Origin of the sequence: Kitasatospora sp. NPDC088779, assembly GCF_040685395.1 — a bacterium.
Lineage (GTDB): Bacteria > Actinomycetota > Actinomycetes > Streptomycetales > Streptomycetaceae > Kitasatospora.
Genome location: NZ_JBFBHW010000008.1, coordinates 1 through 23,066, shown reverse-complemented (window position 1 = coordinate 23,066; position 23,066 = coordinate 1). Strand labels below are relative to the sequence as shown.

Annotated in this window: 18 protein-coding genes and 3 pseudogenes; 11 read left to right on the top strand and 10 right to left on the bottom strand. The window is 74.8% G+C overall.

Annotated elements, in window-relative coordinates:
* Positions 1-188: 188 nt before the first annotated feature.
* From AB0P03_RS09455 to AB0P03_RS09445, 3 genes are all read left to right on the top strand, one after another.
* A complete protein-coding gene (locus tag AB0P03_RS09455) occupies positions 189-1,277 on the top strand; it encodes a serine hydrolase domain-containing protein (RefSeq protein WP_363628219.1) in 1,089 nt (362 codons plus the stop codon).
* 177 nt (positions 1,278-1,454) lie between these two features.
* A complete protein-coding gene (locus AB0P03_RS09450; protein ID WP_363623609.1) occupies positions 1,455-2,249 on the top strand; it encodes a hypothetical protein in 795 nt (264 codons plus the stop codon).
* 205 nt (positions 2,250-2,454) lie between these two features.
* Complete coding sequence (locus tag AB0P03_RS09445) at positions 2,455-3,630, top strand: alpha/beta hydrolase (RefSeq protein ID WP_363628217.1); 1,176 nt, start codon at positions 2,455-2,457, stop codon at positions 3,628-3,630.
* Between the two features lie 70 nt (positions 3,631-3,700).
* Here AB0P03_RS09445 and AB0P03_RS09440 read toward each other — a convergent pair whose 3' ends face one another.
* On the bottom strand, positions 3,701-4,243 hold the full coding sequence (locus AB0P03_RS09440; RefSeq protein WP_363628215.1) for a helix-turn-helix domain-containing protein: 543 nt from the start codon (positions 4,241-4,243) through the stop codon (positions 3,701-3,703).
* 120 nt (positions 4,244-4,363) lie between these two features.
* On the opposite strand from AB0P03_RS09440, the gene AB0P03_RS09435 reads away from it, so the two are divergent.
* Positions 4,364-5,845, top strand: a complete 1,482-nt coding sequence (locus AB0P03_RS09435) for an MFS transporter (RefSeq protein WP_363628213.1) — start codon at positions 4,364-4,366, stop codon at positions 5,843-5,845.
* 203 nt (positions 5,846-6,048) lie between these two features.
* Positions 6,049-9,729: a SpoIIE family protein phosphatase gene (locus tag AB0P03_RS09430; protein ID WP_363581654.1), complete on the top strand. Its 3,681-nt coding sequence runs from the start codon at positions 6,049-6,051 to the stop codon at positions 9,727-9,729.
* Between the two features lie 54 nt (positions 9,730-9,783).
* Here the strand turns inward: AB0P03_RS09430 and AB0P03_RS09425 are convergent, their stop codons facing one another.
* The 3 genes from AB0P03_RS09425 to AB0P03_RS09415 form a co-directional block, all read right to left on the bottom strand.
* Positions 9,784-10,851: an S-adenosylmethionine:tRNA ribosyltransferase-isomerase gene (locus AB0P03_RS09425; protein WP_363628212.1), complete on the bottom strand. Its 1,068-nt coding sequence runs from the start codon at positions 10,849-10,851 to the stop codon at positions 9,784-9,786.
* Positions 10,848-11,597 carry an SDR family NAD(P)-dependent oxidoreductase gene (locus tag AB0P03_RS09420; protein WP_363581650.1) on the bottom strand — a complete coding sequence of 250 codons (750 nt, stop codon included), beginning with the start codon at positions 11,595-11,597 and terminating at the stop codon, positions 10,848-10,850. Before AB0P03_RS09420 ends, AB0P03_RS09425 begins: the two co-directional genes overlap by 4 nt.
* A 72-nt stretch (positions 11,598-11,669) precedes the next feature.
* Positions 11,670-12,638: a pseudouridine synthase gene (locus AB0P03_RS09415; protein ID WP_363581648.1), complete on the bottom strand. Its 969-nt coding sequence runs from the start codon at positions 12,636-12,638 to the stop codon at positions 11,670-11,672.
* Positions 12,639-12,783: 145 nt separating this feature from the next.
* On the opposite strand from AB0P03_RS09415, the gene AB0P03_RS09410 reads away from it, so the two are divergent.
* From AB0P03_RS09410 to AB0P03_RS09400, 3 genes are all read left to right on the top strand, one after another.
* A complete protein-coding gene (locus AB0P03_RS09410; RefSeq protein WP_363628211.1) occupies positions 12,784-13,872 on the top strand; it encodes a PP2C family protein-serine/threonine phosphatase in 1,089 nt (362 codons plus the stop codon).
* A gap of 164 nt (positions 13,873-14,036) precedes the next feature.
* A complete protein-coding gene (locus AB0P03_RS09405; protein ID WP_363581644.1) occupies positions 14,037-14,426 on the top strand; it encodes a DUF3224 domain-containing protein in 390 nt (129 codons plus the stop codon).
* Positions 14,427-14,529: 103 nt separating this feature from the next.
* Positions 14,530-15,558: a DUF5995 family protein gene (locus AB0P03_RS09400; RefSeq protein WP_363628209.1), complete on the top strand. Its 1,029-nt coding sequence runs from the start codon at positions 14,530-14,532 to the stop codon at positions 15,556-15,558.
* Here the strand turns inward: AB0P03_RS09400 and AB0P03_RS09395 are convergent.
* Positions 15,519-16,958, bottom strand: a complete 1,440-nt coding sequence (locus AB0P03_RS09395) for a GuaB1 family IMP dehydrogenase-related protein (protein ID WP_363628208.1) — start codon at positions 16,956-16,958, stop codon at positions 15,519-15,521. The genes AB0P03_RS09400 and AB0P03_RS09395 overlap by 40 nt on opposite strands.
* A gap of 297 nt (positions 16,959-17,255) precedes the next feature.
* Between AB0P03_RS09395 and AB0P03_RS09390 the strand changes: the two genes are divergently transcribed.
* Together AB0P03_RS09390 and AB0P03_RS09385 are read left to right on the top strand one after the other, a co-directional pair.
* Positions 17,256-18,746, top strand: a complete 1,491-nt coding sequence (locus tag AB0P03_RS09390) for an SDR family NAD(P)-dependent oxidoreductase (RefSeq protein WP_363581895.1) — start codon at positions 17,256-17,258, stop codon at positions 18,744-18,746.
* 41 nt (positions 18,747-18,787) lie between these two features.
* Positions 18,788-19,240, top strand: coding sequence for an NUDIX domain-containing protein (locus AB0P03_RS09385; protein WP_363623588.1), 453 nt, complete (start codon positions 18,788-18,790; stop codon positions 19,238-19,240).
* Positions 19,241-19,363: 123 nt separating this feature from the next.
* On the opposite strand, the pseudogene AB0P03_RS09380 reads toward AB0P03_RS09385, so the two are convergent.
* Positions 19,364-19,486 (bottom strand): annotated as a pseudogene (locus AB0P03_RS09380) (ATP-binding cassette domain-containing protein); the annotation flags it as partial.
* Between the two features lie 44 nt (positions 19,487-19,530).
* Positions 19,531-19,847: pseudogene (locus AB0P03_RS09375) on the bottom strand (PadR family transcriptional regulator); the annotation flags it as partial.
* A 412-nt stretch (positions 19,848-20,259) separates the two neighbouring features.
* Between AB0P03_RS09375 and AB0P03_RS09370 the strand changes: the two are divergent.
* Positions 20,260-20,934 carry a hypothetical protein gene (locus AB0P03_RS09370; protein WP_363628206.1) on the top strand — a complete coding sequence of 225 codons (675 nt, stop codon included), beginning with the start codon at positions 20,260-20,262 and terminating at the stop codon, positions 20,932-20,934.
* Positions 20,935-20,982: 48 nt separating this feature from the next.
* Here the strand turns inward: AB0P03_RS09370 and AB0P03_RS09365 are convergent, their stop codons facing one another.
* The 3 genes and pseudogenes from AB0P03_RS09365 to AB0P03_RS09355 all read right to left on the bottom strand — a co-directional run.
* Positions 20,983-21,660, bottom strand: coding sequence for a YoaK family protein (locus AB0P03_RS09365; RefSeq protein WP_363628205.1), 678 nt, complete (start codon positions 21,658-21,660; stop codon positions 20,983-20,985).
* Positions 21,661-21,719: 59 nt separating this feature from the next.
* The gene (locus tag AB0P03_RS09360) at positions 21,720-22,454 is read right to left on the bottom strand and encodes an MgtC/SapB family protein (RefSeq protein WP_063346501.1); all 735 of its coding nucleotides are present in this window, start codon (positions 22,452-22,454) and stop codon (positions 21,720-21,722) included.
* A 129-nt stretch (positions 22,455-22,583) separates the two neighbouring features.
* Positions 22,584-23,066: pseudogene (locus AB0P03_RS09355) on the bottom strand (manganese transporter); the annotation flags it as partial.

Genomic DNA, 23,066 nt, shown 5'->3' with positions numbered 1-23,066 from the left:
GCTCGCCCCCGCCCCACCACGCGCCCCGCTACGCCCGGACCGGTCATCACACCGTGGTGTCCGTACGCTGCCGAGCGTAGCGGGGCGTACTCATGTGGGGGGCGTACTCCCGCGGGAGCAGCGGAGGGCGGTTGAAATCGTCGTTCCGGCGGACGACTTCGCAGGTCGCGGCCCCCTACGCTCAAGGCATGAACGAACTCGCCCGCCTCGTGCAACAGACCGCCGACCGGCTCGCGGGCCAGCACGTCGGTGCGGTGGTCGCCGGGTTGGCCGGCGGCGCCGTGGAGATCCGCGGCGCCGGGCGGACCGGTCCGGGCGGCGCCGCGCCCGGGCCGCACACCCTGTTCGAAGTCGGTTCCGTCACCAAGGTGTTCACCTCGCTCGCCCTCGCGCGGCTGGTGCTCGCCGACTCCGGCGGGACCGCCACCGGGCTCGACGACCCGCTCGACGAACCGCTCGCCGACGTGCTCGCCGACGTACGGCCCGACGGTGCCGCCGTCCCGGCCAGGGGCGGGCAGCCGATCACCCTGCGGCACCTCGCCACCCACACCTCCGGGCTCCCCCGGCTGCCCCGGGGCATGCTGGCGACGGCGCTGCTCAATCCCAACAAGCCCGATCCGTACGCGCATTGCAGCACCGAGTACATCCTCGCCGGGCTGGCCCGGACGAGACTGCGGGCCAGCCCCGGGCGCGGCTTCCGCTACTCCAACCTCGGCGCCGGGCTGCTCGGCCTGGCCCTCGCCCACCGGACCGGCACCGGCTACGAGGAGCTGGTGGCGCGCGAGATATGCGAGCCGCTGGGGCTGGTGGACACCCACGTGCGCTCGGGCCGGGAGCAGTCCGAGCGGCTGGCGCACGGGCACACCTCCGGCGGGCGACCCGTGCCGTACTGGGACTTTGCGGACATTTCCGGCATGGGCGGGCTCCGGTCGACCGCCTCCGACCTGGCGATACTCCTGCGGGCCCAGCTGGCCGCCGACCGCGAACCGGACGCACCGCTGGCGCCCGCGATCACGCTCACCCGGGAGACCCGGCACCGGGTCAACCCGTTCGCCTGGACGCACCTGGGGTGGCTCGGCCACCGCCTGCACAGCCAGCAGGGCGGCCACCTGCAGATCTGGCACAACGGCGGCACGGGCGGGTTCCGCTCCTTCGTGGCCTTCGATCCGGAGAAGCAGGTGGGGGTGGTGGTCCTGGTGAACACCCGCCGCTCCGCCGATCCGACCGGGACGGCCCTGCTGCGCACGCTGCAGAACGAGTACGCGACGACGAGCTGACGAGCCGAGGCCGGGGCGTGGCGGTGAGCGGGCCCGGCGGAGGACCGGGTGCGGCCGTCGGCGGAGTGAGGTGGAGGATGGGGTGAGGTCGTTTCAGGGCCAAGAGGTACGAATTGGCCCTGTTCGAGGGCGCGGCGGTCGGTCGATGCTGAGGATCTGACAGTCGCGGTTCCGGTTGTGGTGTTCGCTCAGCGGGAGGTGGCCGAGGTGGCGGTGGTGTGGCCCTTGTCGCGGGCTCGGTCGGTCGCGGACGGCGACGGGCGGCTCGGCCGCGCGGTGCGGGTGTACCGGCGGTTCCGGCCGCTGCCATGGCCGACGCGGGCCTGGCTGGACGCGGCGGCGGCCGCTGTCGCCGGGGCGGCCTGGCTGGCGAGCGGGGAGTGGTGGCCCGCGCCCGTGGTGGCCGCGGCGGCGATCACGGCCGCGAGCGGGTACGGGCGGCTGCGGCCGGCGCCGGGCCTGCGGGCCGTCCGGGTGCACGAGCGCGGGCTGGTCCTGGTCGGGGCGGACGGCGCGGAGCAGCCCCTGCCGTGGAGTGCGGTGGAGGCCACCGAGTACGCCCCCGGCGGGCGGCACGGAGTGGGCGAGCAGGGCCGGATCTGGCTGGTCGGCGCGGACGAGCCACTGGCACTGGCGCACCTGCGACGGCTGGACGAGCTGTTCCGGGAGCTCGACGAGCGACTCCGCCCGACCCTCCGGGCCGCACTGCACGAGGCGCTGCGCACGGAGGGCGGCGTCCGGTTCGCCCGGGGACGGCTGACGCTGACGGCCGGCGGGCTGGTGCACCGGCCGCCGCACCCACTCGCCGCGACGGAGTCGTTCCGGTGGACGGAGGTGCAGTCCGCGCGGGCCTCGGAGCTCGGGGAGCTGGAGATCCGGACGCACTCGGCCGGCCTGCCGCTCACCCTCCCGGTGCCGAACGCCGGTGCGGCGGCGGCCTTCGTCGAGGAGGTCCGGGCCCGGAGCCTCTGACCGGCGGACGATCCGAGGGGTGGACTCCCGAACTCACTGCTCCGCGGTGAGTTCGAGTTCGATTCCTCAACGACTCCGGTCCGGTCCGGTCCGGCCGGCGTCCATTCGGCCGACCCCTAAGGGTCCCCTCCCGCACGTCCCGGAAGGGATCTCTACGCCGCTGAGTGGACGTCAACTTCCGCTCCCCCGGCCTACCGTCCCTCACATGAACCGACTTCGCACCACCACGGCCGCGGCAGCCCTGCTGCTCACCCTGCCGCTGTCCGTCGCCGCCGCCGCGCCGGCCCTGGCCGCTCCCGCCGCCCTGACGAACGCCTCCGCCCCCGCCGCCGTCCACGTCGACCTGCCGCGCCCGACCGGCCCGTACGAGGTCGGCCAGGAGATCCTGCACCTGGTGGACCGGGACCGCCCGGATCCGTGGGTCCCCTCCGCCGGTCCGCGCCAGCTGATGGTGTCGATGTACTACCCCGCGAAGGCCGGGACGGGCAGCGCGGCCCCGTACATGACCCCTGCGGCCGCCCGGATGCTGCTGGACGGGAAGCTCCCGGGCAACACCATCCCGACCGAGACGGTCACCGGCACCCGGACCTGGGCGAAGTCCGACGCGCGCCCGCAGGGCGGCCACTTCCCGCTGGTGGTGCTGTCGCCGGGCTTCACCATGCCGCGGGCCTCGCTGAGCGGCCTCGCCGAGGACCTGACCAGCCGCGGGTACGTCGTCGCGCTGGTCGACCACACCTACGAGAACACCGGGACGACGTTCCCCGACGGGCAGACCCTCCCGTGCCTGCTGTGCGACAAGCTGACGACCCCGGAGTCCTGGGCGGCCGTGGACAACAGCCGGGCGAAGGACGTCTCCTTCGTCCTCGACCAGCTGACCGCCCGCCCCCACCCGGCGTGGCGCTACGCCCGCATGATCGACCGCGACCGGATCGGGATGGCCGGGCACTCGGCCGGCGGCGCCTCGACCGTCCCGTCCCTGTTCGCCGACGACCGGATCCGGGCCGGGGTGGACCTGGACGGCACCATGGACGTCACGGTCCCCGCCTCCGGGATCGGCGGCAAGCCCTTCCTGATGATCGGCCACCCGCTGCCCGACGGCGCCGAGGACAGCAGCTGGACGGAGAGCTGGCCACACCTCGACGGCTGGAAGCGCTGGTTGACCTTCGCCGGCTCCAACCACGGCACCTTCACCGACTTCCCGCTGTTCTTCGAGAAGCTCAACCTGCCCCAGCCTCCCGGCACCACGATGTCGGGCGAGCGGGGCGCGGAGCTCACCCGCTCGTACGTGGCGGCCTTCTTCGACCTCCAGCTGAAGGGCGTGCGGCAGCCGCTCCTCGACGGGCCGACCGCCGCCAATCCGGAGGTAACGTTCCACCCGTGACCGGGGCGTGGTGGGCGCGGCCGTCGGCAGCCTGCCGACGGCCGCGCCGCCGTCCGTCGCCCGCCGTTCGCTACGCGGCCGGCGCCGCCGAGGCGATCGGTTCGAGCAGCCGGTGCGGGCGGACCAGGGAGCGGGAGACCGGGTCGTCCCGGTGCGCGCCGCCGCGGGCGGGGTTGGGGCGCATCGCGATCTCGGCCGGCGGGACGGGTGCGCCGCCGCACCGCGGGCAGGCGCCGACGACGTCCAGGTCGGTGCCGCAGACGGCGTGCGCGAACAGGTGGTGCGGACCGCCCGCGGTCGCGTGGCGACCGCCCCAGCGACTCAACTGGTAGAGCGGTCCCCACAGTTCGAGGCCGGTCTCGGTGAGCAGGTAGCCGTGGCGCAGCGGCGCCTGCTGGTACGGCTCCTTGCGCAGCACCCCCGCCGCGACCAGGGCGTTGAGGCGGGCGGTGAGGACGGCGCGGGGGATGCCGAGGTGGGCGAGGAAGTCGTTGAAACGCTGCACTCCGTAGAAGGCGTCGCGGAGGATCAGCAGGCTCCAGCGTTCGCCGACCACCTCCAGGGCGCGGGCCAGTGCGCAGTCCTGCTGCTCGTAGTCGGTTCCCAGCGCCATGCGGGTCAGCGTAGTCCACCCGGACAGCGGGTTCAATGAACAGACCAATGGTGGTAGCGTGCCGATCGAGACGAAGGTTCATTCACCAGACCTAAGGTTCGCGCTCCGGAGGAACACCCCATGTCCCCCGCACCACCCGGCCCCTCCCCCGTCACCGCGCCCGTCCGGCCCCGCGCCACCCTGGCCGCCACCGCAGCCGCGACCGCGCTGGTCACCGTCGCCTACACCGCCCCCACCGCCTCGCTCGCCGCCACCGCCCAGGCCGCGCACCTCGGGGCCACCGGCCGGACCTGGATCCTCACCGGCACCCTGGTCGGCATCTCCGCCCTGCTGCTCACCGCCGGAAGCGCCGCCGACGACCACGGCCGCAAGCGGGTCTTCACCTTCGGCGTGCTGCTGTTCGCGGCCGCCGAGACGCTGGCCGCGCTGGCCCCCGGCGGCGCCGTCTACCTGGCCGCCCGGGTGCTGCTCGGCGTCGCCTCGGCCGCCGTCCTGGCACCCGCGCTCGGCCTGATCAGCCACGCCCACCCGCCCGGCCCGGGCCGGATCCGGGCACTCGGGGTCTGGGGCGCCGCCGTCGGCCTCGGCATCGCCGTCGGCCCGGTGTACGGCGCGCTGGTCGGGCAGTGGGCCGGCTGGCGCGCGGTCAGCGGCGGGATCGCGGTCGTCTCCGCCGCCGTGGCGGCGTACGCGGCCGCCGTCCTCACCGAGTCGCGGGCCGAACGGCCACGCGCCCTCGATCCGTACGGGGTGCTGACGCTGGCCGCCGGGACGTCCTGCCTGATCGCCGGGCTGGCCGAGGGGCGCGGCGGCTGGGGGCGGCCGGTGGTCGTCGTGCTGCTGGCGCTCGGGGTGCTGCTGCTGGCGCTGTTCGGGCTGGTCGAGGCGAAGGTCCGGGAGCCGATGCTGGACCTCGCGCTGTTCCGCAGCCCCGGCTTCGTCGCCGCCACCGGCGGGGCCCTGTTCACCGGGCTCTCGCTGGTCGGCTTCATGAGCTACCTGCCGACCCTGCTCCAGGGCGTCCTGGGCCTGTCCGGCCTGGCCGCGGGCGGGGTGCTGGCGCTCTGGTCGGGCCTGTCGGTGCTGTCCGCGCTCCAGGCGCGGCGGCTGGCGGCGCACCTGTCGGCCACCGCGCAGGTCGCCGTCGGGCTCGCGGTCTGCGGCCTCGGCGAGGCGGGCCTGTACGGGCTGGCACCCGGCTCCGGCTGGCTGCGGCTGGCGCCGGGTCTGGCGGTGGCGGGCGTCGGCAGCGGGGTGCTCAATGCGGCGCTGGCCCGGCTGGCCGTCAGCAGCGTCCCGGCGCACCGGGCGGCCATGGGCTCGGGTGCCAACAACACCTCCCGGTACCTGGGCTCGGCACTCGGCGTCGCGGTCACCGTGGCCGTCGCGGGCTCGGCCCGACCGGGCGGCCCCGGCCGGGAGGCCGCCGCCCGCGCCCTGGCGGCGGGCACCGACCGGGCCGTTCTGGTCGCCGCCGCCCTGTGCCTGGTCGGCGCGCTGCTCGCCCTGGCCGCCCGCACCGCCGAAGCCCGGGGCGGCGGAGCCCGGGGCGCCGAAGCCCCGGAGGCCGCCCCGGCCCGCGAACGGGCCGCGACCCGGTGAGGAGCGCGGGAAGTCGGCCCGGCCGACTTCGCACGCTCGACCGCCGCCAACGCCGCGGTGCCGCCGGTGCAGCCGGGAGCTCGACGACTTCTTCCCGGAGCGCCCGCTGCCGCTCCGGTGAGCCGCTACGGTGAGCGGCCCGCCGGGGCCGCGTGCGAAGATGGCAGGGCTGGTGGGGACGATCTCCGGACGGTTCTCTGGCCATGGTGAACGACAACGAACACCACCTGGGCGAGCCGCAACAGGACGCCCTGCTGATGGTGCCGATCGCGACGGCGCTGATCGAGGCCGACGGCCGGATCCTGCACTGGAGCGGCGACGCGGAGGCACTGCTCGGCTACTCCCCGGGGCAGGCGATCGGGGCCAGGGCCGCCAAGTTGCTGACCTCCGAGGAGCAGCGGCCCGAGGTGCTGGAACTGTTCCAGCAGATCCTGCACGGCCGGGCCTGGTCCGGTGTGTTCCCGGTCCGGCACCGGGACGGGCATCTGGTGAACCTGGAGTTCCGCACCCATCCGATCACCGGGCCGGACGGCCGCACGCTGGTGCTGGCCGTCGCCTCCGACGTGACCACGCTGCGCCGGATCCAGGCGGACCTGGCGGTGCTCGACGGCTTCTTCACCCAGTCCCCCGTCGGCATGGGCGTCTTCGACCCCGAGCTGCGCTTCGTCCGGCTGAACGAGGCGCTGGCCCGGGCCAACGGCCTGCCCGTCGAGGAGCAGCTCGGCCACCGGCTCACCGAGGTGCTGCCCGGGATCAACGGCGCCGAGGCGGAGGCGGTGATGCGACGGGTCCTGGAGAGCGGCGAGCCGGTGGTGGACACCCGCTCGCACGGCCGCACCCCGGGCGACCCGCAGCACGACCACGCGTGGTCCGCCTCGTACTTCCGGCTGGAGGAACCCGGCGGCCGGGTGCTCGGCGTCAGTTCCACCGTCATCGACGTCACCGAGCGGTTCCGCGCCGAGGCCCGGGCTGCGCGGGCCCAGGAGCGGCTGGCCCTGCTGGTCGACGCGACCGCCTCCATCGGCACCACGCTCGACCTCCGGCAGACCGCCCGGGAGCTGGCCGACACGATGGTGCCCAGGGTCGCCGACATCAGCGGGGTGTTCGCGCTGGAGGTGCTGGTGACCGGGCGGAACGTCGAACCGCCCGACCCGGACGCGCCGCAGCTGGTCCGCCGGCTGGCCCTGGCCACCACCGACCCGCTGTACCCGGCCGAGTCACTGCCGGTGGAATCGCTGTACGAGCTGACGCCGGACTCGCCGTACGCCCGGGCGCTGGCCACCGGGCGGACGGTGGTGGTGCCGTCCTGGGAGCTGCCGCTGCTGAGCGAGGCCATCACCGAGAGCCACCGCCGGGCCTACCTCGGCGACCGGCCGCGCTCGGTGCGGATCACCCCGCTGGTGGCGCGCGGCACCACGCTCGGCATGGTGGTGTACTCGCGGCGCGGCGACCGGGAGTCGTTCGCCGAGGCCGACATCACCCTCGGCGACGAGCTGGCCTCGCGGGCCGCCGTCGCGATCGACAACGCCCGGCTGTACCTGCGCCAGCACCAGACCGTCCTGGCCCGGCAGCAGGCGCTGCGCGAGGCGAAGGCCGCCCAGGAGCGGCTGGCGCTGGTCAACGTGGCCTCCACCCGGATCGGCACCACGCTCGATCTCGCCCAGACCGCGCAGGAGTTGGCCGAGGTGGCGACGCCCAGGCTGGCCGACTCCGTGGTGGTGGAGGTGCTGGAGGACCTGGTCCGCGGCGAGCGCGAGGCCCGCGCCCCGGCGGACGGTTCGGCGCTGCTGCGGCGGATGGCCTTCCACTCGGTACCCGGCTCGACGCTGCGGCCGGTCGCCCGACTCGGCGGGGTGCACCGCTTCGCGCCCGGCACGCCGTACGCGTGGAGCCTGGCACACCGCAAGCCGGTCCTGGTGCCGCGGATGGACGCGGAGGGGATGGCCTGGTTCGCCGACGACCCGGTGCGCGCCGCGGCGGTGCGGGAGCAGAACGTCCACTCCTTCATGGTCGTCCCGCTGATCGCGCGCGGCACCGCGGTCGGCGTCGCGGGCTTCTACCGCACCCTGGTGGAGCGCCCCTACGAGGAGGACGACCTGGCGCTGGCCGGCGAGTTGGCGGTGCGGGCCGCCGTGTCCATCGACAACGCGCTGCTGTTCACCCGCGAACGCGACGCGGCCGCCGCCCGGCAGCGGGCTTTGGACGAGGCCCGGGCCGCGCAGCAGCGGCTGTCGCTGCTCAACGAGGCCAGCACCCGGATCGGCACCACCCTCGATCTGCACCGCACCGCCCAGGAGTTGGTGGAGGTGGTGATCCCGCGCTTCGCCGACTTCGTCACCGTGGACCTGCGCGACGCGGTGCTCGGCGGCGAGGAGCCCGGCCCCGTCCCGGAGAACGATTCGATACTGATGCGGGCGGTGGCGGTCGGCGAAGCGACCCGGGGCGGCGGCATGACGGCGGCCTCCGACCAGGTCGGCGAGACCTCGCAGTCCGCCCAGCTGTACGCCCAGAGCCTGCGCACCCGGCGCTCGATCCTGGTCTCCGAGGTGACCGAGGAGGAGATGCGCCGGATCGCCGCCTCACCCGACCGGGTCCAGCCGGGGCTGGCCGCCGGGGTGCACTCGTACCTGATGGTGCCGCTGGTGGCGCGCGGACTCGTGCTGGGCGGCGCGGAGTTCGTCCGCACCCGCAACCCGGAGCCGTTCGGCCCGGAGGACCGCTCGCTGGCCGAGGAACTCGCCGCGCGCACCGCCCTCGCGATCGACAACGCCCGGCTCTACCGGCGCGAGCGGGACACCGCGCTCACCCTCCAGCGCAGCCTGCTGCCGCAGGAGATCCACCGCACGCTCGGCCTGGACCTCGCCTACCGCTACCTGCCCAGCAGCGTGGTCAGCGAGGTCGGCGGCGACTGGTTCGACGTCGTGCCGCTCTCCTCGGGGCGGGTCGCGCTGATCGTCGGCGACGTGATGGGCCACGGCATCCGGGCCGCCGCCACCATGGGCCAACTGCGCACTGTCGCCCGGACGTTGATCACCCTGGACTTGGCCCCTGAGCGCGTCCTGCACCGGCTGGACGAGGCCTCCAGCGCACTCGGCGAGGGCCAGTTCGCCACCTGCGTCTGCGTGGTGTACGACCCGGTGGACCGCCACTGCACCGCCGCCTGCGCCGGCCACCTGCCGCCCGTCGTCGCCGATCCGCAGGGGAGGGCGCACCTGGTCGAACTGCCGCCCGGCGCACCGCTCGGCGTTGGCGGGGTCCCGTTCGAGAGCGTGGAGTTCACCCTCCCCGAGGAGGCCATCCTGACGCTCTACACCGACGGGCTGGTCGAGCGCCGGGGCCACGACATCGACGAGGGACTGCAGTTGCTCTGCCGGACGGTCGCCGACCGGCGCCGCTCGCTGGAGCAGACCTGCGACGCCGTCCTGGCCGAACTCACCGGCCCCACCAGCGAGGACGACATCGCCGTCATCATGGCGCAGGTCCGGCCGGTCGGCGCGGACCGGATCGCCAGCCTGCCGCTCACCGGCGACCGCGCGATGGTCGCCCACTCACGCCGCTTCACCCGCGAGACGCTGGCCGCCTGGGGCCTCGAACCGCTCGCCGACTGGGCCGAACTGCTCACCAGCGAACTGATCACCAACGCCCTGGTGCACGCCGGATCCCCCACCCAGCTGCGGCTGTTCTGCAACCGGGCGCTCACCGTCGAGGTCGCCGACCAGGAGAGCGAGACGCCCCGGATCCGGCGCGCCCGCGCCGAGGACGAGGGCGGGCGCGGCATCCACCTGGTCAACGAGCTCGCGCACCGCTGGGGCAGCCGCCGCACCGGGGACGGCAAGGTGGTCTGGTTCGAGCTGGAACTGCCCCCGGGCAGCCCGTCCGAGTAATTCGGCCCGCGACCGAGTGATCCGGCCCACGACCGGGCGGCGCGGCGCGCGGGCTCAGTCCGGCAGGAGCAGGTTCACGTCGCCGAACTCGTGCCAGAGGTAGCGGTGCTGGACGGCGGCCCGGTAGCACTCGGCGAGCAGGGGCCGCCCGGCGACGGCGGCCAGCATCAGCAGGTGCGAGGCGCGGGGCTCGTGCCAGCCGGTGAGCAGGCCGTCGACCGCGCGCACCCCGCGCTCCGGAGTGATCACCAACTCCGTCCAGCCGTCCGCCTCCTGGACGGTGCCGTCCGACGCGGCGGCCGACTCCAGGGCGCGCACCACCGTGGTGCCGACGGCGATCACCCGCCCACCGCCGGCCCGCACATGGCCGACCAGACGGGCGGTGGCCGCCGGGACGTGGAACCGCTCGGCGTACGGCGCCTCGTGCGCCTCCGGCGAGGCCACCCCGGTGTGCAGCGTGACCGGCGCGACCAGCACCCCGCGACCCGCCAGGCGGGCCACCACCTCCGCGCTGAACGGCCTTGCGGCGCTCGGCATCTCACTGCTGCCGGGGACGGCCGCGAAGACCGTCTGGTAGGCCTCGATCGGCCAGTCGCGGTCCACGTAGCCGTAACGGATCGCCTTGCCGTGCACCTCCAGGTACGGCAACAGTCTTGCCGGCAGCGCCAGTTCGGCGTACCAGAGCCGGGCGGTGAACGGTGCGACCAGCTCGGCCGCGCCGCCGGCGGGCAGCGCCACCCGCAGACCGGAGCGGGCCGGGGAGTCGGCCGGCGGGTAGTAGGCGGCCGCCGACCCCGGCACCACCCGCCGCAACTCCACCAGGTGGGAGCCGCGTTGGTCGGGCTGGGCGGAGGACAGGTGCAGCGCGACCGCCGTACCGTCGGGCAGCCGGCCGGGCAGCGCGGCCGGCAGGGTGGCCGAGTTGTTGACCACCAGCAGGTCACCCGCGCGCAGCACCTCGGGCAGCTCGGTGAAGCGGTGGTGCTCGACGCTCCTCCGGTCGCGCCGGCCGACCAGCATCCGCACGCCGTCCCGCGCCCCGCCGCGTGCCTCCGCCGGTGCCCGGGCGGAGAGTTCGGGCGGCACGGCGACGTCGAGGCCGAGGTCCACGAGTCCGGTCATCGCCCACCCCGGGCCGCGGCCCTCAGGTCCTCGGCGCGGTAGCGGCCGGAGGCGGCCCGGTCGTGCAGCAGTCCGAGCAGGACCGGCACCACCTCCTCGGGCAGCGGCTCGCCGGAGATGTCCTCACCGGGGCTGGCCTCCTGCAACATCCCGGTGCGCATGCTTCCCGGGTCCACCGCCCACACCCGCAACTCCGGTTCCTCGCGGGCGAGTACGGCGGTGGCATGGTCGAGCGCCGCCTTGCTGGCGCCGTAGCCGCCCCAGCCGAGGTAGGGCACGACGGCGGCGTCCGAACTGATGTTGAGCACGCTCCCGGCGCGGGCACGCAGCTGAGGCAGGAGGAGCTGGGTGAGGGCGATCGGGGCGAGCGCGTTGACCTCGAAGGTCTCCAGCAGGTCCGGCAGCGGGAAGTCGGCCAGCCGGGGCAGCGGCTCGGCGCCGGGCGCGGTGGCACCGTTGAGCGTACCGGCGTTGTTGACCAGCAGGCTCGCGCCGCCGAGCCCGTCGGCGGCCGCGGTCAGGTGGGCACGGTGGTCGTCGTCGACGATGGAACCGGAGAGGGCGACGACCTTGGTGACGGCGGCCAGGGCCGCCTCGGCGGCGGCGAGTCCGGCCGCGCCACGGGCGCTGATCACCAGCTGCCAGCCGTCGGCGGCGAGGGCCCGGGCGAGCGCCAGGCCGAGCCCCCGGGAGGCGCCGGTGACCACGGCGACGGGGGCGGGGGCGGTGTGCTGTGCTGCGTTCATGTCCCCACCCTCGCCCCGCAGGGGGCGGCGGCGGATCGGGCGCCGGAACCGGGACCCGGTCGTCCGTTGGGCCTAGGGTGTCCGGGTCGCCGGACCTGGGCCGCCGGCCCAGGCTTGCGGGTCCGTCCAGGCGGCGAGGGTGCGGCGGGTGTCGAAGCGGCGCTCCCGGCCGGTCAGCGGGTCGGTGAACTCGACCACCGAGGCGAGGAGTTGGAGCGGGCGACGGAAGTCGTCCGGGGCCGGTTCGGGCAGCACCACCGGATACACCGGGTCACCGAGGATCGGCACGCCGAGGCCGCACATGTGCAGCCGCAGCTGGTGGGTGCGCCCGCTCAGCGGCCGCAGCCGGTAGCGGGCCAGGCCGTCGCGGCGTTCCAGGAGGTCGATCCGGCTCTCGCTGTTCGGCGGCGCGTCGAGCTCCCGGGCCGCGATCACCCCGCGCTCCTTGAGGATGTGGCTGCGCACGGTGCGCGGCAGGTCCAGCGCCGGGTCGTACCGGGCGATCGCCTGGTACTCCTTGCGCACCAGCCGGTCGCTGAACAGCGTCTGGTAGGCACCGCGCTCCTCGGGCCGCACCACGAACATGGCCAGGCCCGCGGTGAGCCGGTCGAGCCGGTGCGCGGGGCTGAGGGCGGGCAGGTCGAGACTGTGCCGCAACCGGGACAGCGCCGTCTCGACGACGTGCCGGCCGCGCGGGGTGGTCGCCAGGAAGTGCGGCTTGTCGACGACGACCAGGTGCTCGTCGCGGTGCAGCACCTCCAGTTCGAACGGGACGCGGACCTCCTCGGGGAGGTCCCGGTAGAACCACAGGTGCGCGCCGGGCCGGAACGGCTCGTCCGGGGCGACCGGGCCGTGCTCGCCGACGATCTCGCGGCCGCTCAGCGCCGCGTCGATCCGCGCGGCGGCCACGGCCGGCAGCCGCTCGACCAGGTAGGCACGGACGGACGGCCAGGGGCCCTCGGGCGGCAACCGCAGGTGCACCGGGTCCACACCGTGGCGCTGCGGGAGGGGGGAGGCCGGGCGGCGGCTCTTGCGTCTCATCTCCCGGCCAGCGTAGTCCGCCCGCTCGGGGCGGCCTCGGCCGAGGTCCCCGAGCCGCCCCGGTCCCCCGAGGTGCCGCTCACGGGGAGTGCGGAGCACAGTGGACGGTAGGTCGCCAATCCGCCGGGAGCAGCCGGGAGGACGTGTGAGCGCAGACGGCCCGGACGGTGTGCCACCGCTGCACCTGCCGCGGCGCACCCGGATGCTGCTGGTCGGCGCCTTCGGGCTGCTGGTCGCCGCCGTGGTGGCCGACCTGGTGACGGGGCCGGGGACGACCCTCTCCCCCGTACTGGCCGTCGCGCCGGTCCTGGCCGGGGCGACCACCCGCAGCGCCCGGGTGCCGCTGGCCGCCGGGGGCATCGCCGTCGTGGCGGTCGGGCTGCTGGAGACCACCAACACCGAACTGCCGGCCGAGGTGCACATCACCGCGCTGATCACGGTGCTCGCGGCGACCCTGGCCAGCGCCGCCAACGTCGTCCTGGTGTCGGCCCGGGAGCGGGAGCTGTTCCACGTCCGGACGGTCGCCGAGGCGGCACAGCGGGCCCTGCTGCGCCCGCCGCCGGAGCGGATCGGGCGGCTGCGCACCGCGGTGCGCTACGTCGCGGCGGCGGCCGAGGCACGCATCGGCGGGGACCTGTACGCGGTGGTCGACACCCGCTACGGCACCCGGATCCTGCTCGGTGACGTGCAGGGGCACGGGCTGCCGGCGGTGGAGACGGCGGCGGACGTGCTGGGGGTGTTCCGCGAGGCGGCCCGGACGGAGCCCGATCTCGCGCGGCTGGCCGAACGGCTGGACGCGGCGCTCGCCGCCCGACCGGACGAGGGGCGCTTCGCCACCGCGCTGCTGCTGACCGTGCCCGCGGAGCGGGGGCCGGCCGGCGTGGTCAACTGCGGGCACCCGCCCCCGCTGCTGCGCCGCGCGGGCCGGGTGCGCGCGCTGACGCCGCCGTACGCCGCGCCGCCGCTCGGGCTGCGGGGGCTGACCGGTGACGGGTATCCGACGGTCCACTTCGAGCCGCTGCCGGGGGACCTGCTGCTCCTGTACACCGACGGCATCACCGAGGCCCGCAACGCCGAGGGGCGGTTCTACCCGCTGGAGGAGCGCCTGCCGGAGCTGCCCGCGGGGAACCCGGCGGACCTGCTGGAGGACCTGCTCGCGGACGTCGACGGCTGGGTCGGCGACGCCGGGCTGACGGACGACGCGGCGCTGCTGGCGCTCCGCTGGGAGCACTGACGGGCGGAGGGCGGACGGCGGACGGGCAGGCAGCCAGGGGGCAGGCGGGATGGGCGGGCCGGCGGGAGCAGTGACGGCCCGGCCGATTGTCAGAGCCGTGTGCAAGGCTTCGCACACGGTCGGTGAGGAGCCGGCCGGGTAGCGATCGTCGAAGGGAGAGCGCCATGGGGGACAAGGCCAGCGGGTCGTTCGAGCTGACCGGCTTCGAACCGGTGGAGACGGAGGAGCGCGAGGGTGCGGCCTTCGGGCGGGTCCGGATCTCCAAAAACTTCACGGGTGGGCTGAGCGGCACCAGCGAGGTGCGGATGCTCTCCGTCGCGGGCCCCTCGGGCGGCCCGGCGTCCTACGTCGCGGTGGAGCACGTGACGGGCGAACTGGACGGGCGTAAGGGCTCGTTCGTGCTCCAGCACGCGGCGTGGGACACCGGCGGGACGACCATACGCGTGGTGCCGGGCACCGGGTCGGGCGAGCTGGCCGGGCTCACCGGCGAGTTCCGCCTGACCGTCGACGAGGCCGGCACCCACACTTACGTCCTGGAGTACGAGCTGGGCTGAATCACCTGGTCTCAGCCGCGCGCCGCGCGCCGCACGCACCGGGCTGCCGTCCGCGCTGCCACGATGATGCGATCAGTGCACGATCGACATCGGAGGGTGGCGCATGCCCGGTACGACGATGGCGGCGGACGGCACGCCGGTCGCGGTGCTGGCCGCGAACACGGTCACGGCGCCTGTCGCGACACCCGTCACGACTCGGGTCACGGCGCCAGTCACGGTCGAGGAGGTGGTCGGTCGGCTGCGGGAGATCGGGGCGGTCCTGCCCCCGGCGGACGGGGTGGCGGTCTTCAACCGGCTCTACCTCACCGTCACGGAGGCCGTCCGCGGCCGGCTCGGCGGCTCGTACTTCGCCGATCCGGCGGCGATGGCCGAGCTCGACACGGTGTTCGCCGGGCGCTACCTGCTGGCCGTGGCCGCCGACGCGGCCGGGCAGGAGCCGCCCGCCTGCTGGCGTCCGCTGTTCGCGCTGCGCGCCCACCCGGGGGTGCACCCGCTGCAGTTCGCGTTGGCCGGGATGAACGCCCACATCCAGCACGACCTGCCGCTCGCCGTCGTGGACACCTGCCTGCGTCGGGGCTGCGAGCCGGCCGGGCTCGCGGCGGACTACCACCGGATCAACGGCCTGCTGGCAGAGGTGGAGACGGCCGTCCGGGAGCAGCTGATGCCCGGCCCGGACGTGCTGGAGCGCGCCGAACCGCTCACCCACCTGCTCGGCGTCTGGTCGGTGGAGGCCGCCCGCGAGGGGGCGTGGTCCGCCGTCCAGGCGCTCTGGGAGCTGCGCGCGGTGCCGACCGCCGCGCGGGCCTTCGCCGCCGCCCTGGACTGCTCGGCCGGCCTGCTCGGCCACGCCCTGCTGCTCCCGCTCGGCCCGCACCCCGCACCGGACGCGGCCGACGGCTCACCACGCACGGCGGACGCCCCGGGCACGACGGCGGGCACGCCGGACGCACCGGGCAAGGCACCGCATGCACCGGGCACGGCGCCGGACGCACCCCACAAGGCACCGGACGCCCCCCGCACGGCGGCCGGCCGGCTCCCCGAGGCGAGGAACCGGCCGGCCGGTGAAGGAGCGGGCGCTCAGGCCCGACCCGATCAGGCCCAGCTGGAGTGCAGCGGCTTGCCCTCGGCGTAGCCGGCCGCGCTCTGGATGCCGACGATCGCCTTCTCCTGGAACTCCTCCAGGGTGTTGGCGCCCGCGTAGGTGCAGGAGCTGCGCACACCGGCCACGATCGAGTCGATCAGGTCCTCGACGCCCGGGCGGGCCGGGTCGACGAACATCCGGGAGTGCGAGATGCCCTCCTCGAACAGCGCCTTGCGGGCCCGGTCGTACGAGGAGTCCTGGGCGGTGCGGTTGCTGACCGCACGGGCCGAGGCCATGCCGAAGCTCTCCTTGTACTGGCGGCCGTCAGCGGCGGTCTGCAGGTCACCCGGGGACTCGTAGGTGCCGGCGAACCAGGAGCCGATCATCACGTTGGAGGCGCCGGCGGCCAGTGCCATCGCGACGTCGCGCGGGTGGCGGACGCCGCCGTCGGCCCACACGTGCTTGCCGAGCCGGCGCGCCTCGGCGGCGCACTCCAGCACGGCGGAGAACTGCGGGCGGCCGACGCCGGTCATCATCCGGGTGGTGCACATGGCGCCGGGGCCGACGCCGACCTTGAGGATGTCGGCGCCCGCCTCGACCAGGTCGCGGACACCGGCGGCGGAGACCACGTTGCCGGCCACGATCGGGATCCGCGGGTCGAGGCCGCGCACCGCGCGCAGCGCGCTGATCATCGATTCCTGGTGGCCGTGCGCGGTGTCCACGACCAGCACGTCGGCGCCGGCGTCGATCAGGGCCTTGGCCTTGCCGGCCACATCGCCGTTGATGCCGACGGTGGCGGCGATCCGCAGCTTGCCGGCGGCGTCCACGGCCGGGGTGTACAGGGTGGCGCGCAGCGCGCCCTTGCGGGTGAGGATGCCGACGAGCCGGCCCTCGGCGTCGACGACCGGGGCGAGCTTGCGGTGCGCCTCGGTGAGCTTGTCGAAGGCGGTGCGCGAGTCGATGTCCTCGTCCAGGAGCAGCAGGTCGCGGGACATCACGTCGGCGAGGCTGGTGAAGCGGTCCACGCCCTGGCAGTCGGAGTCGGTGACGACGCCGACCGGCTTGCCGTCCTCGACGACCACGAGGGCGCCGTGCGCGCGCTTGGGCAGCAGCGACAGCGCCTCGGCGACGGTGGCGCCCGGGGCGAGGGTGATCGGGGTGTCGTGCACCAGGTGGCGCTGCTTGACCCAGGAGACGACCTCGGCGATGACCTCGGTGGGGATGTCCTGCGGGATGGCGACCAGGCCGCCGCGGCGGGCGACGGTCTCGGCCATCCGGCGGCCCGCGATGGCGGTCATGTTGGCGACGACCAGCGGGATCGTGGTGCCGGTGCCGTCGTTCGAGGAGAGGTCGACCGCCTGCCGGGAGCCCACGGCGGAACGGCTGGGGACCATGAAGACGTCGTCGTACGTCAAGTCGTACGAGGGCTTGAGGTCGTTCAGGAAGCGCATGAAGGGGGCTCTCTGGCTGGGAGAAATTACACCTCGGGTGCGGTTGCGGCACTGCCGCCGGGCGCACTCGGGCGCCCGGCACCCAGCATTCAATTCTCCGGGACGGTGGGATCAAAAGCCAGTTCGAGCCCCATTGCTGGCACTGTGTACAAACCATGATCAATGCTCCGCGCGTAGACTTGGACGATCATCCAAGGCCGACGGTTTTCGCCCCGGCCAGGGCCGCTCCCGTAGCATTCACGCGGTAACGGCGAGGCGAGCGGGAAGCGGCGACAGGCAATGACGGCGGGCGTGGACATCAAGCAGGACCAGAGCGGCACGGACACCGGGGAGGAGATCGACTACGGTCCCGGCCTCGACCCCGAGCGGCTGCGGCTCTGCCTGGACGTGCTCGCCGAGCTCGACCAGCTGCACGTCGACCACCCGGACGCGATCACCGTCCGCCAGGCCGTCGGCGGCATATTCCGGACGCTCAAGCAGCGCCGCCGCCAGGAGACCCGGGCCCGCAAGACCGCCAACGACCGCGAGGTCACCGCGCGCACCGCCACCGGCGCACCCACCCGGATCGACGACGAGACCGCCGGCGCCTTCGGCCTGACCACCGTCACCAGCACCGAGATCGCCGGCATCCTGGAGCGGCCCCGCTCCTGCTACACGTGCAAGCAGCGGTACGTCGAGGTCGACGCGTTCTACCACAACCTCTGCCAGGACTGCGCCGTCAAGAACCGGGCCCACCGGGACGCCCGCGCCGACCTCACCGGCAAGCGCGCGCTGCTCACCGGCGGCCGGGCCAAGATCGGCATGTACATCGCACTGATGCTGCTGCGCGACGGCGCCCACACCACCATCACCACGCGCTTCCCCAACGACGCCATCCGCCGCTTCACCGCGATGCCGGACAGCGCCGAGTGGATCCACCGCCTCAAGGTCGTCGGCATCGACCTGCGCGACCCGGCCCAGGTCATGGCGCTCGCCGACGAGGTCGCCGCCGACGGCCCGCTGGACATCCTGATCAACAACGCCGCGCAGACCGTGCGCCGCCCGCCGGAGTCCTACCGCGAGCTGATCGCCGCCGAGTCCGCGCCGCTGCCGGCCGGCGAGCTGCCGCAGGCCACCACCATCGGCCGCTTCGGCAGCGGCAGCGTCGACCTTCCCGCCCTCCCCCACCAGGCGAGCGGCGACGCGCAGCGGATGGCCGCCGAGGACGTCACCTCGCTCGCGCTCGTCACCGGTTCCGCCACGCCCGCCCGGATCGAGGCCGGCACCGCGATCGACGCCGGCGGGCTGGTGCCCGACCTCGCCCCCACCAACAGCTGGGTGCAGACCGTCCAGGAGGTCGGCCCGGTCGAGCTGCTGGAGGTCCAACTCTGCAACTCCACCGCGCCGTTCATCCTGATCAGCCAGCTGCGCCCGGCGATGGCCGCCTCCGCCTCCCGCCGCAAGTACGTCGTCAACGTCTCGGCGATGGAGGGCGTGTTCCAGCGCGGCTACAAGGGCGCCGGCCACCCGCACACCAACATGGCCAAGGCCGCGCTCAACATGCTCACCCGCACCAGCGCGCACGAGATGTTCGAGACCGACGGCATCCTGATGACCGCCGTCGACACCGGCTGGATCACCGACGAGCGGCCGCACCCGGACAAGATGCGGCTGGCCGACGAGGGCTTCCACGCCCCGCTCGACCTGGTCGACGGCGCGGCCCGGGTGTACGACCCGATCGTCCGCGGTGAGCTCGGCGAGGACCTGTACGGCTGCTTCCTGAAGGACTACGAGCGCTCCAACTGGTAATCCCCGATCCTGGCGAGGACCCCCGCGAAGGAGATGGCGAATTGACCACCGCACCGCTGCTCGGCGCAGGAATCATCGTGCCCACCGGGGACGGCCGGGTGCTGATCGGCCGGCGCACCACCGCCGGCGAGCCGCCGACCTGGAGCCTGCCCGGCGGAAAGGTCGATCCCGGCGAGTCCTTCGAGCAGACCGCGGCCCGCGAACTCGCCGAGGAGACCGGCATCGTGCTGCCCGCCGAGCAGATGCGGGTGCTCGCGCTCCTGCTCGACCACGAGCTCGGCCGGCCCCGGCTGACCGCCGCCGTGCTGGCGCCGCCGAGCCTGGCCGAGGCGGTCGTCACCGAGCCGCACTCCTGCGGCGGCTGGGAGCGGGTCGCGCTGGACGCGCTGCCGGAGCCGATGTTCTACCCGTCCTCGCTGGTCCTCGGCAGCTGGCTGCCGCAACGGCCGTCGGTGGTCCGGGCCGGAACGACCGGGTACCCCGTCACCCGCTGAGGGCGCCGGGGTACCCGGCGGCACTCGGACGCCGAGAGCCCACCGCCCGGGCGGCCCATGCCGAACGGCGACGGGCCGTCAGCCGTTGCGGGCGTCCTCAGGACCGGTGATCCGCTTCAGCGAGTCGAGCGCGCCGGTCGGCTCGTCGGCGAACAGCACCTGCGGCCGGGCCGCCAGACCCCGGGCCGGCGCCACGCGCCGCGCCTGACCACCCGACAGTTCGCCGGAGCGGCGCCGCTCCATGCCGCTCCATGCCGCCCAGGCCGAGCCAGGCCGAGCCGGGCCGGCGCGTCCAGGCGGGCGGCGGTGAGGTCGATCCAGCGCAGGCCGGCGTCCAGGTGGAACAGGCCGTGGTCGGCGAGCAGGGCGTCCACCAGGGCGCCGGTGCGGCGCAGTTCGGTGCGTTCGCGCATCCGGCGCAGGTGGGCGGCGCGCTGGGTGTCCAGGTACTCCTCGGCGTCGCGGCCCAGCGTCAGGGCCAGCACCACCTTGGTGAACAGCACGCTCCGCAGGCTGGGTTCGGGCGCGTCCGGACCCCGGAGCCAGGTCTCGAACTCCGTCGCCCCGCGTCGGTGATCACGTAGCGCTCGCGTTCGGGTCCCTCGCCGGGAACCCGGTCAGAACGCGGCCAGAACCCGGGCGGAGACACCGTCACCCGGGTGCGGGCGGGCAGGAGGCAGCCCCACGCTCACCCCCTGCACCGCACCACGGCCCGGCACCCCCACGGTCAACCGGGCCAAGCCGTCCCCTGGCACGAAGGATGCGGCCGGACCCCAGCCTGCCCGCCCGCCCGGCCGCTGCCGAGGGTCGAACGTCCCGGGTGCGCGAAGGGGCGCCGGGCGGCCGCACGCCCGGGCGTGACCCGGAGCGCGACCGGCGCGCGGCGGCGCCGTCCGCAGGTCCCGGTGGTACGAGCCCGCACGACTCTTGTGCGCGGGCGGCCACCGGGTGGAAATTGGGTGACGAAGCCCCACGACCCCACCACCGCGCCGCCCCAACCCCCCTGAGGAGCCGTCGACGTGTCCAGCACACCCCGCCCCGCCCGGCCCTCGTCGCGCCCGCCGCGAACCGGCCGCCGGCTGCGGCGGGCCTTCGGTGCCCGGCACGAACCGCTGGTCCGGCCCGTCGACCGGGCCCGCGCCCGCGCCTGGCTGCTGAGCACCCTCGGGGCCCTGCTCGCCCTCGCCTTCGCCACCGGCAGCGCCCTGCTCGCCTACCACGCCACCGCACCCCAGGCCGACAGCGACCGCCTGCGCCTCCACAAGGTCGACGCCGTGGTGCTCACCCTCCCCGACCACGGCTCCGGCACCGGCACCGGCACCGGCACCGGCGGACGCTTCGGCGCCGGCTACAGCACCCGCGTCGACGCCGAGGCCGCCTGGACCTACCCCGACGGGCAGCCGCACACCGGCACCGTCCAGGCCCCCCGCACGGCCGTCACCGGCACCGTCGTCCCCGTCTGGGTCGACCCCGCCGGCGCCCTCTCCTCGCCCCCGACCAACCGAGCCTCCGTCGCCGTCTCCGCCGTCTGCACCGGCGCCGGCGCCCTTCTCGCCCTCCTGGCCCTGCTCACCCTCGCCCTGCGCCTTCGCCTGCACGTCCTCGACCGCCGCGCCGACGAAGCCTGGACCCAGGGCTGGGCCCACCTCGAACCCCTCTGGAGCGGCCGCGCCGGCCACCGCCAGGACGACTGACCCCTGAGGACGAGCGGGGGCCGGCGAGCGGAGGGGCGCGGCGCCGGGTCAGAGCGGGTGGGTCCAGGCCGGGGCGGGGTGGGATCCGGCGGCCCGGTGGGTGAGGGCCGCGACGGCGACGAGGAGGGTCAGGGCGAGGGTCAGGGCGACGGGGACGTCGGCCTGGCGGATGAGGAGGGCGCCGACGAGGGCGCCGACGAACATCCAGACGGCGGAGGCCAGACGGCGGGGGCCGGTGCGGTCGGCGGCGAGGGCCGTGATGGTCATGGTGAGCACCGTGGTGGTCAGGTCGGGGACCTTGAGGGAGCGGACCACCGCGTTCTGGCCGCCCATCGCGAAGGCCAGCAACCCGATGAGGCCGTAGCGGGCCGGGTCGGAGGTGTAGCCGGCCACGGCGGCCAGGGCGATGCTCGCGGCGACGAGCACCACCTGGCCGACCATCGCCGTGGTCAGCAGCCGCCCGCGGTGGTCGGGCAGCCGCCGGGCGAGGTGGCCCCCGACCAGGGCGCCGAGTACGAACGCGGCGAGGGCGCTCAGTGAGGCGGTGGCGGAGAGTCCGGCGGCACCGGCCAGGGCGAAGCCGAGGAAGACCACGTTGCCGGTCATGTTGGCGACGAAGACGTGGCCGAGCCGGAGGTAGCTGACCGCGTCCACCAGTCCGGTGACGACGGTGAGCACCAGCAGCATCGGCACCAGCGGCCCGTGCCTGGGGTCGGGGGTGAACATCGGGACCTCCTGGTCGGCCTCGTGACGGTGCCTCCGTTCTACCTCCCCCGGGCCGCCTACTAGGCGAGCGCGGGGCGGCTCGGGTCGTCGGGTTCGTCGTCGAGGTGCCAGTGCAGGTCGCGGACGCCGGGTTCGAGGGAGAGCCGGCTGACGACCTGTTCGAGGGCCGGGGCGACCTGCCCGGTGATGGCCACGGTGGCGCGCAGGCTGGTGGCGTCGCCGCTGTCGGTACGGCGGGCGCGCAGGCCGGTAGGGGCGAGGCCGGAGGCGGACAGGGCCTGGAGCAGCAGGGCCCGGATGTGGGTCTCGGCCTTGCGCTCGCATTCCAGGTGGACGGTGGCGCGGACGGTGGAGTCGGGGTCGCTGCCGGACTGCGGGGCGCGGTCGAGCATCCGGCCGGCCGGGCGCAGGATCAGGTGGACGGCGAGGACGCCGAGCGTGCCGAGGACGGCGAATTCGAGCTTCCCGGCGGCGGCGAGCACCCCGACGGCGGCCGAACACCACAGCGTGGCGGCGGTGTTGAGGCCGCGGACGCCGGCGCCGTCGCGCAGGATGACGCCACCGCCGAGGAAGCCGATGCCGGAGACGACGTAGGAGGCGACCCGGGTGGGGCTGGCGGCGTCGCCGACGGCCTCGCTGTACAACACGAACAGGGTGGCGCCGGCGGCGACCAGGGCATTGGTGCGCAGGCCGGCCATCCTGGCCCGCCACTGGCGTTCGACGCCGATGAGCGCGCCGCAGGCGACCCCGGTGGCGAGCCGGACGAGGAAGTCGGCGGTGGTCAGGGTGTGCACGACGGCACCTCCTTCACTGGGAGAGCTGGCAGAGCTGGGAGAGCGGGAAGGGCTGCGAGACCTGGGAGACGGACGGACGGGTGGCGGGCCGCTGCCCACCACCCGTCCGTCCGGGCTGCGGTCTGCGGCTCAGTGGTTGAGCGCGGTCTGGACGATCTTGATGATGACCATCACCATCGCGACCAGGAGGTAGGCGCGCAGGGCGCCCATGCCGACCTTGCGGGCGGTGGACATGACCGGCTTGCCGAGGGTCTCCAGCGGGGGCATCCGCCACTCCTCGCGGCCGGTGCGGTCGATCGGGTCCTCCTTGGTGACGGTGCGGCCGAAGGTGAAGAAGTACCCGGCGACCAGCACGCCCGCCACGCCGCAGCCGGCCATGATCCACAGGATGGCCTGCGAGCTGATGTCGGGCCAGACCACGGCGGCGGTCAGGATCAGCGACAGCATCACCAGGACCCCGACCACGGCGGAGGTGAAGGCGTTGGTCTTGGGCCCGTTGACCCACGGCCCCAGCACAGCCTTGTCGTTGCAGAGCAGCAGCAGGAACACCGTCGCCGAGGGCAGCAGCACACCCGCCAGCACCTGGACGAACTGCGTCATCAGGCCCTGGGT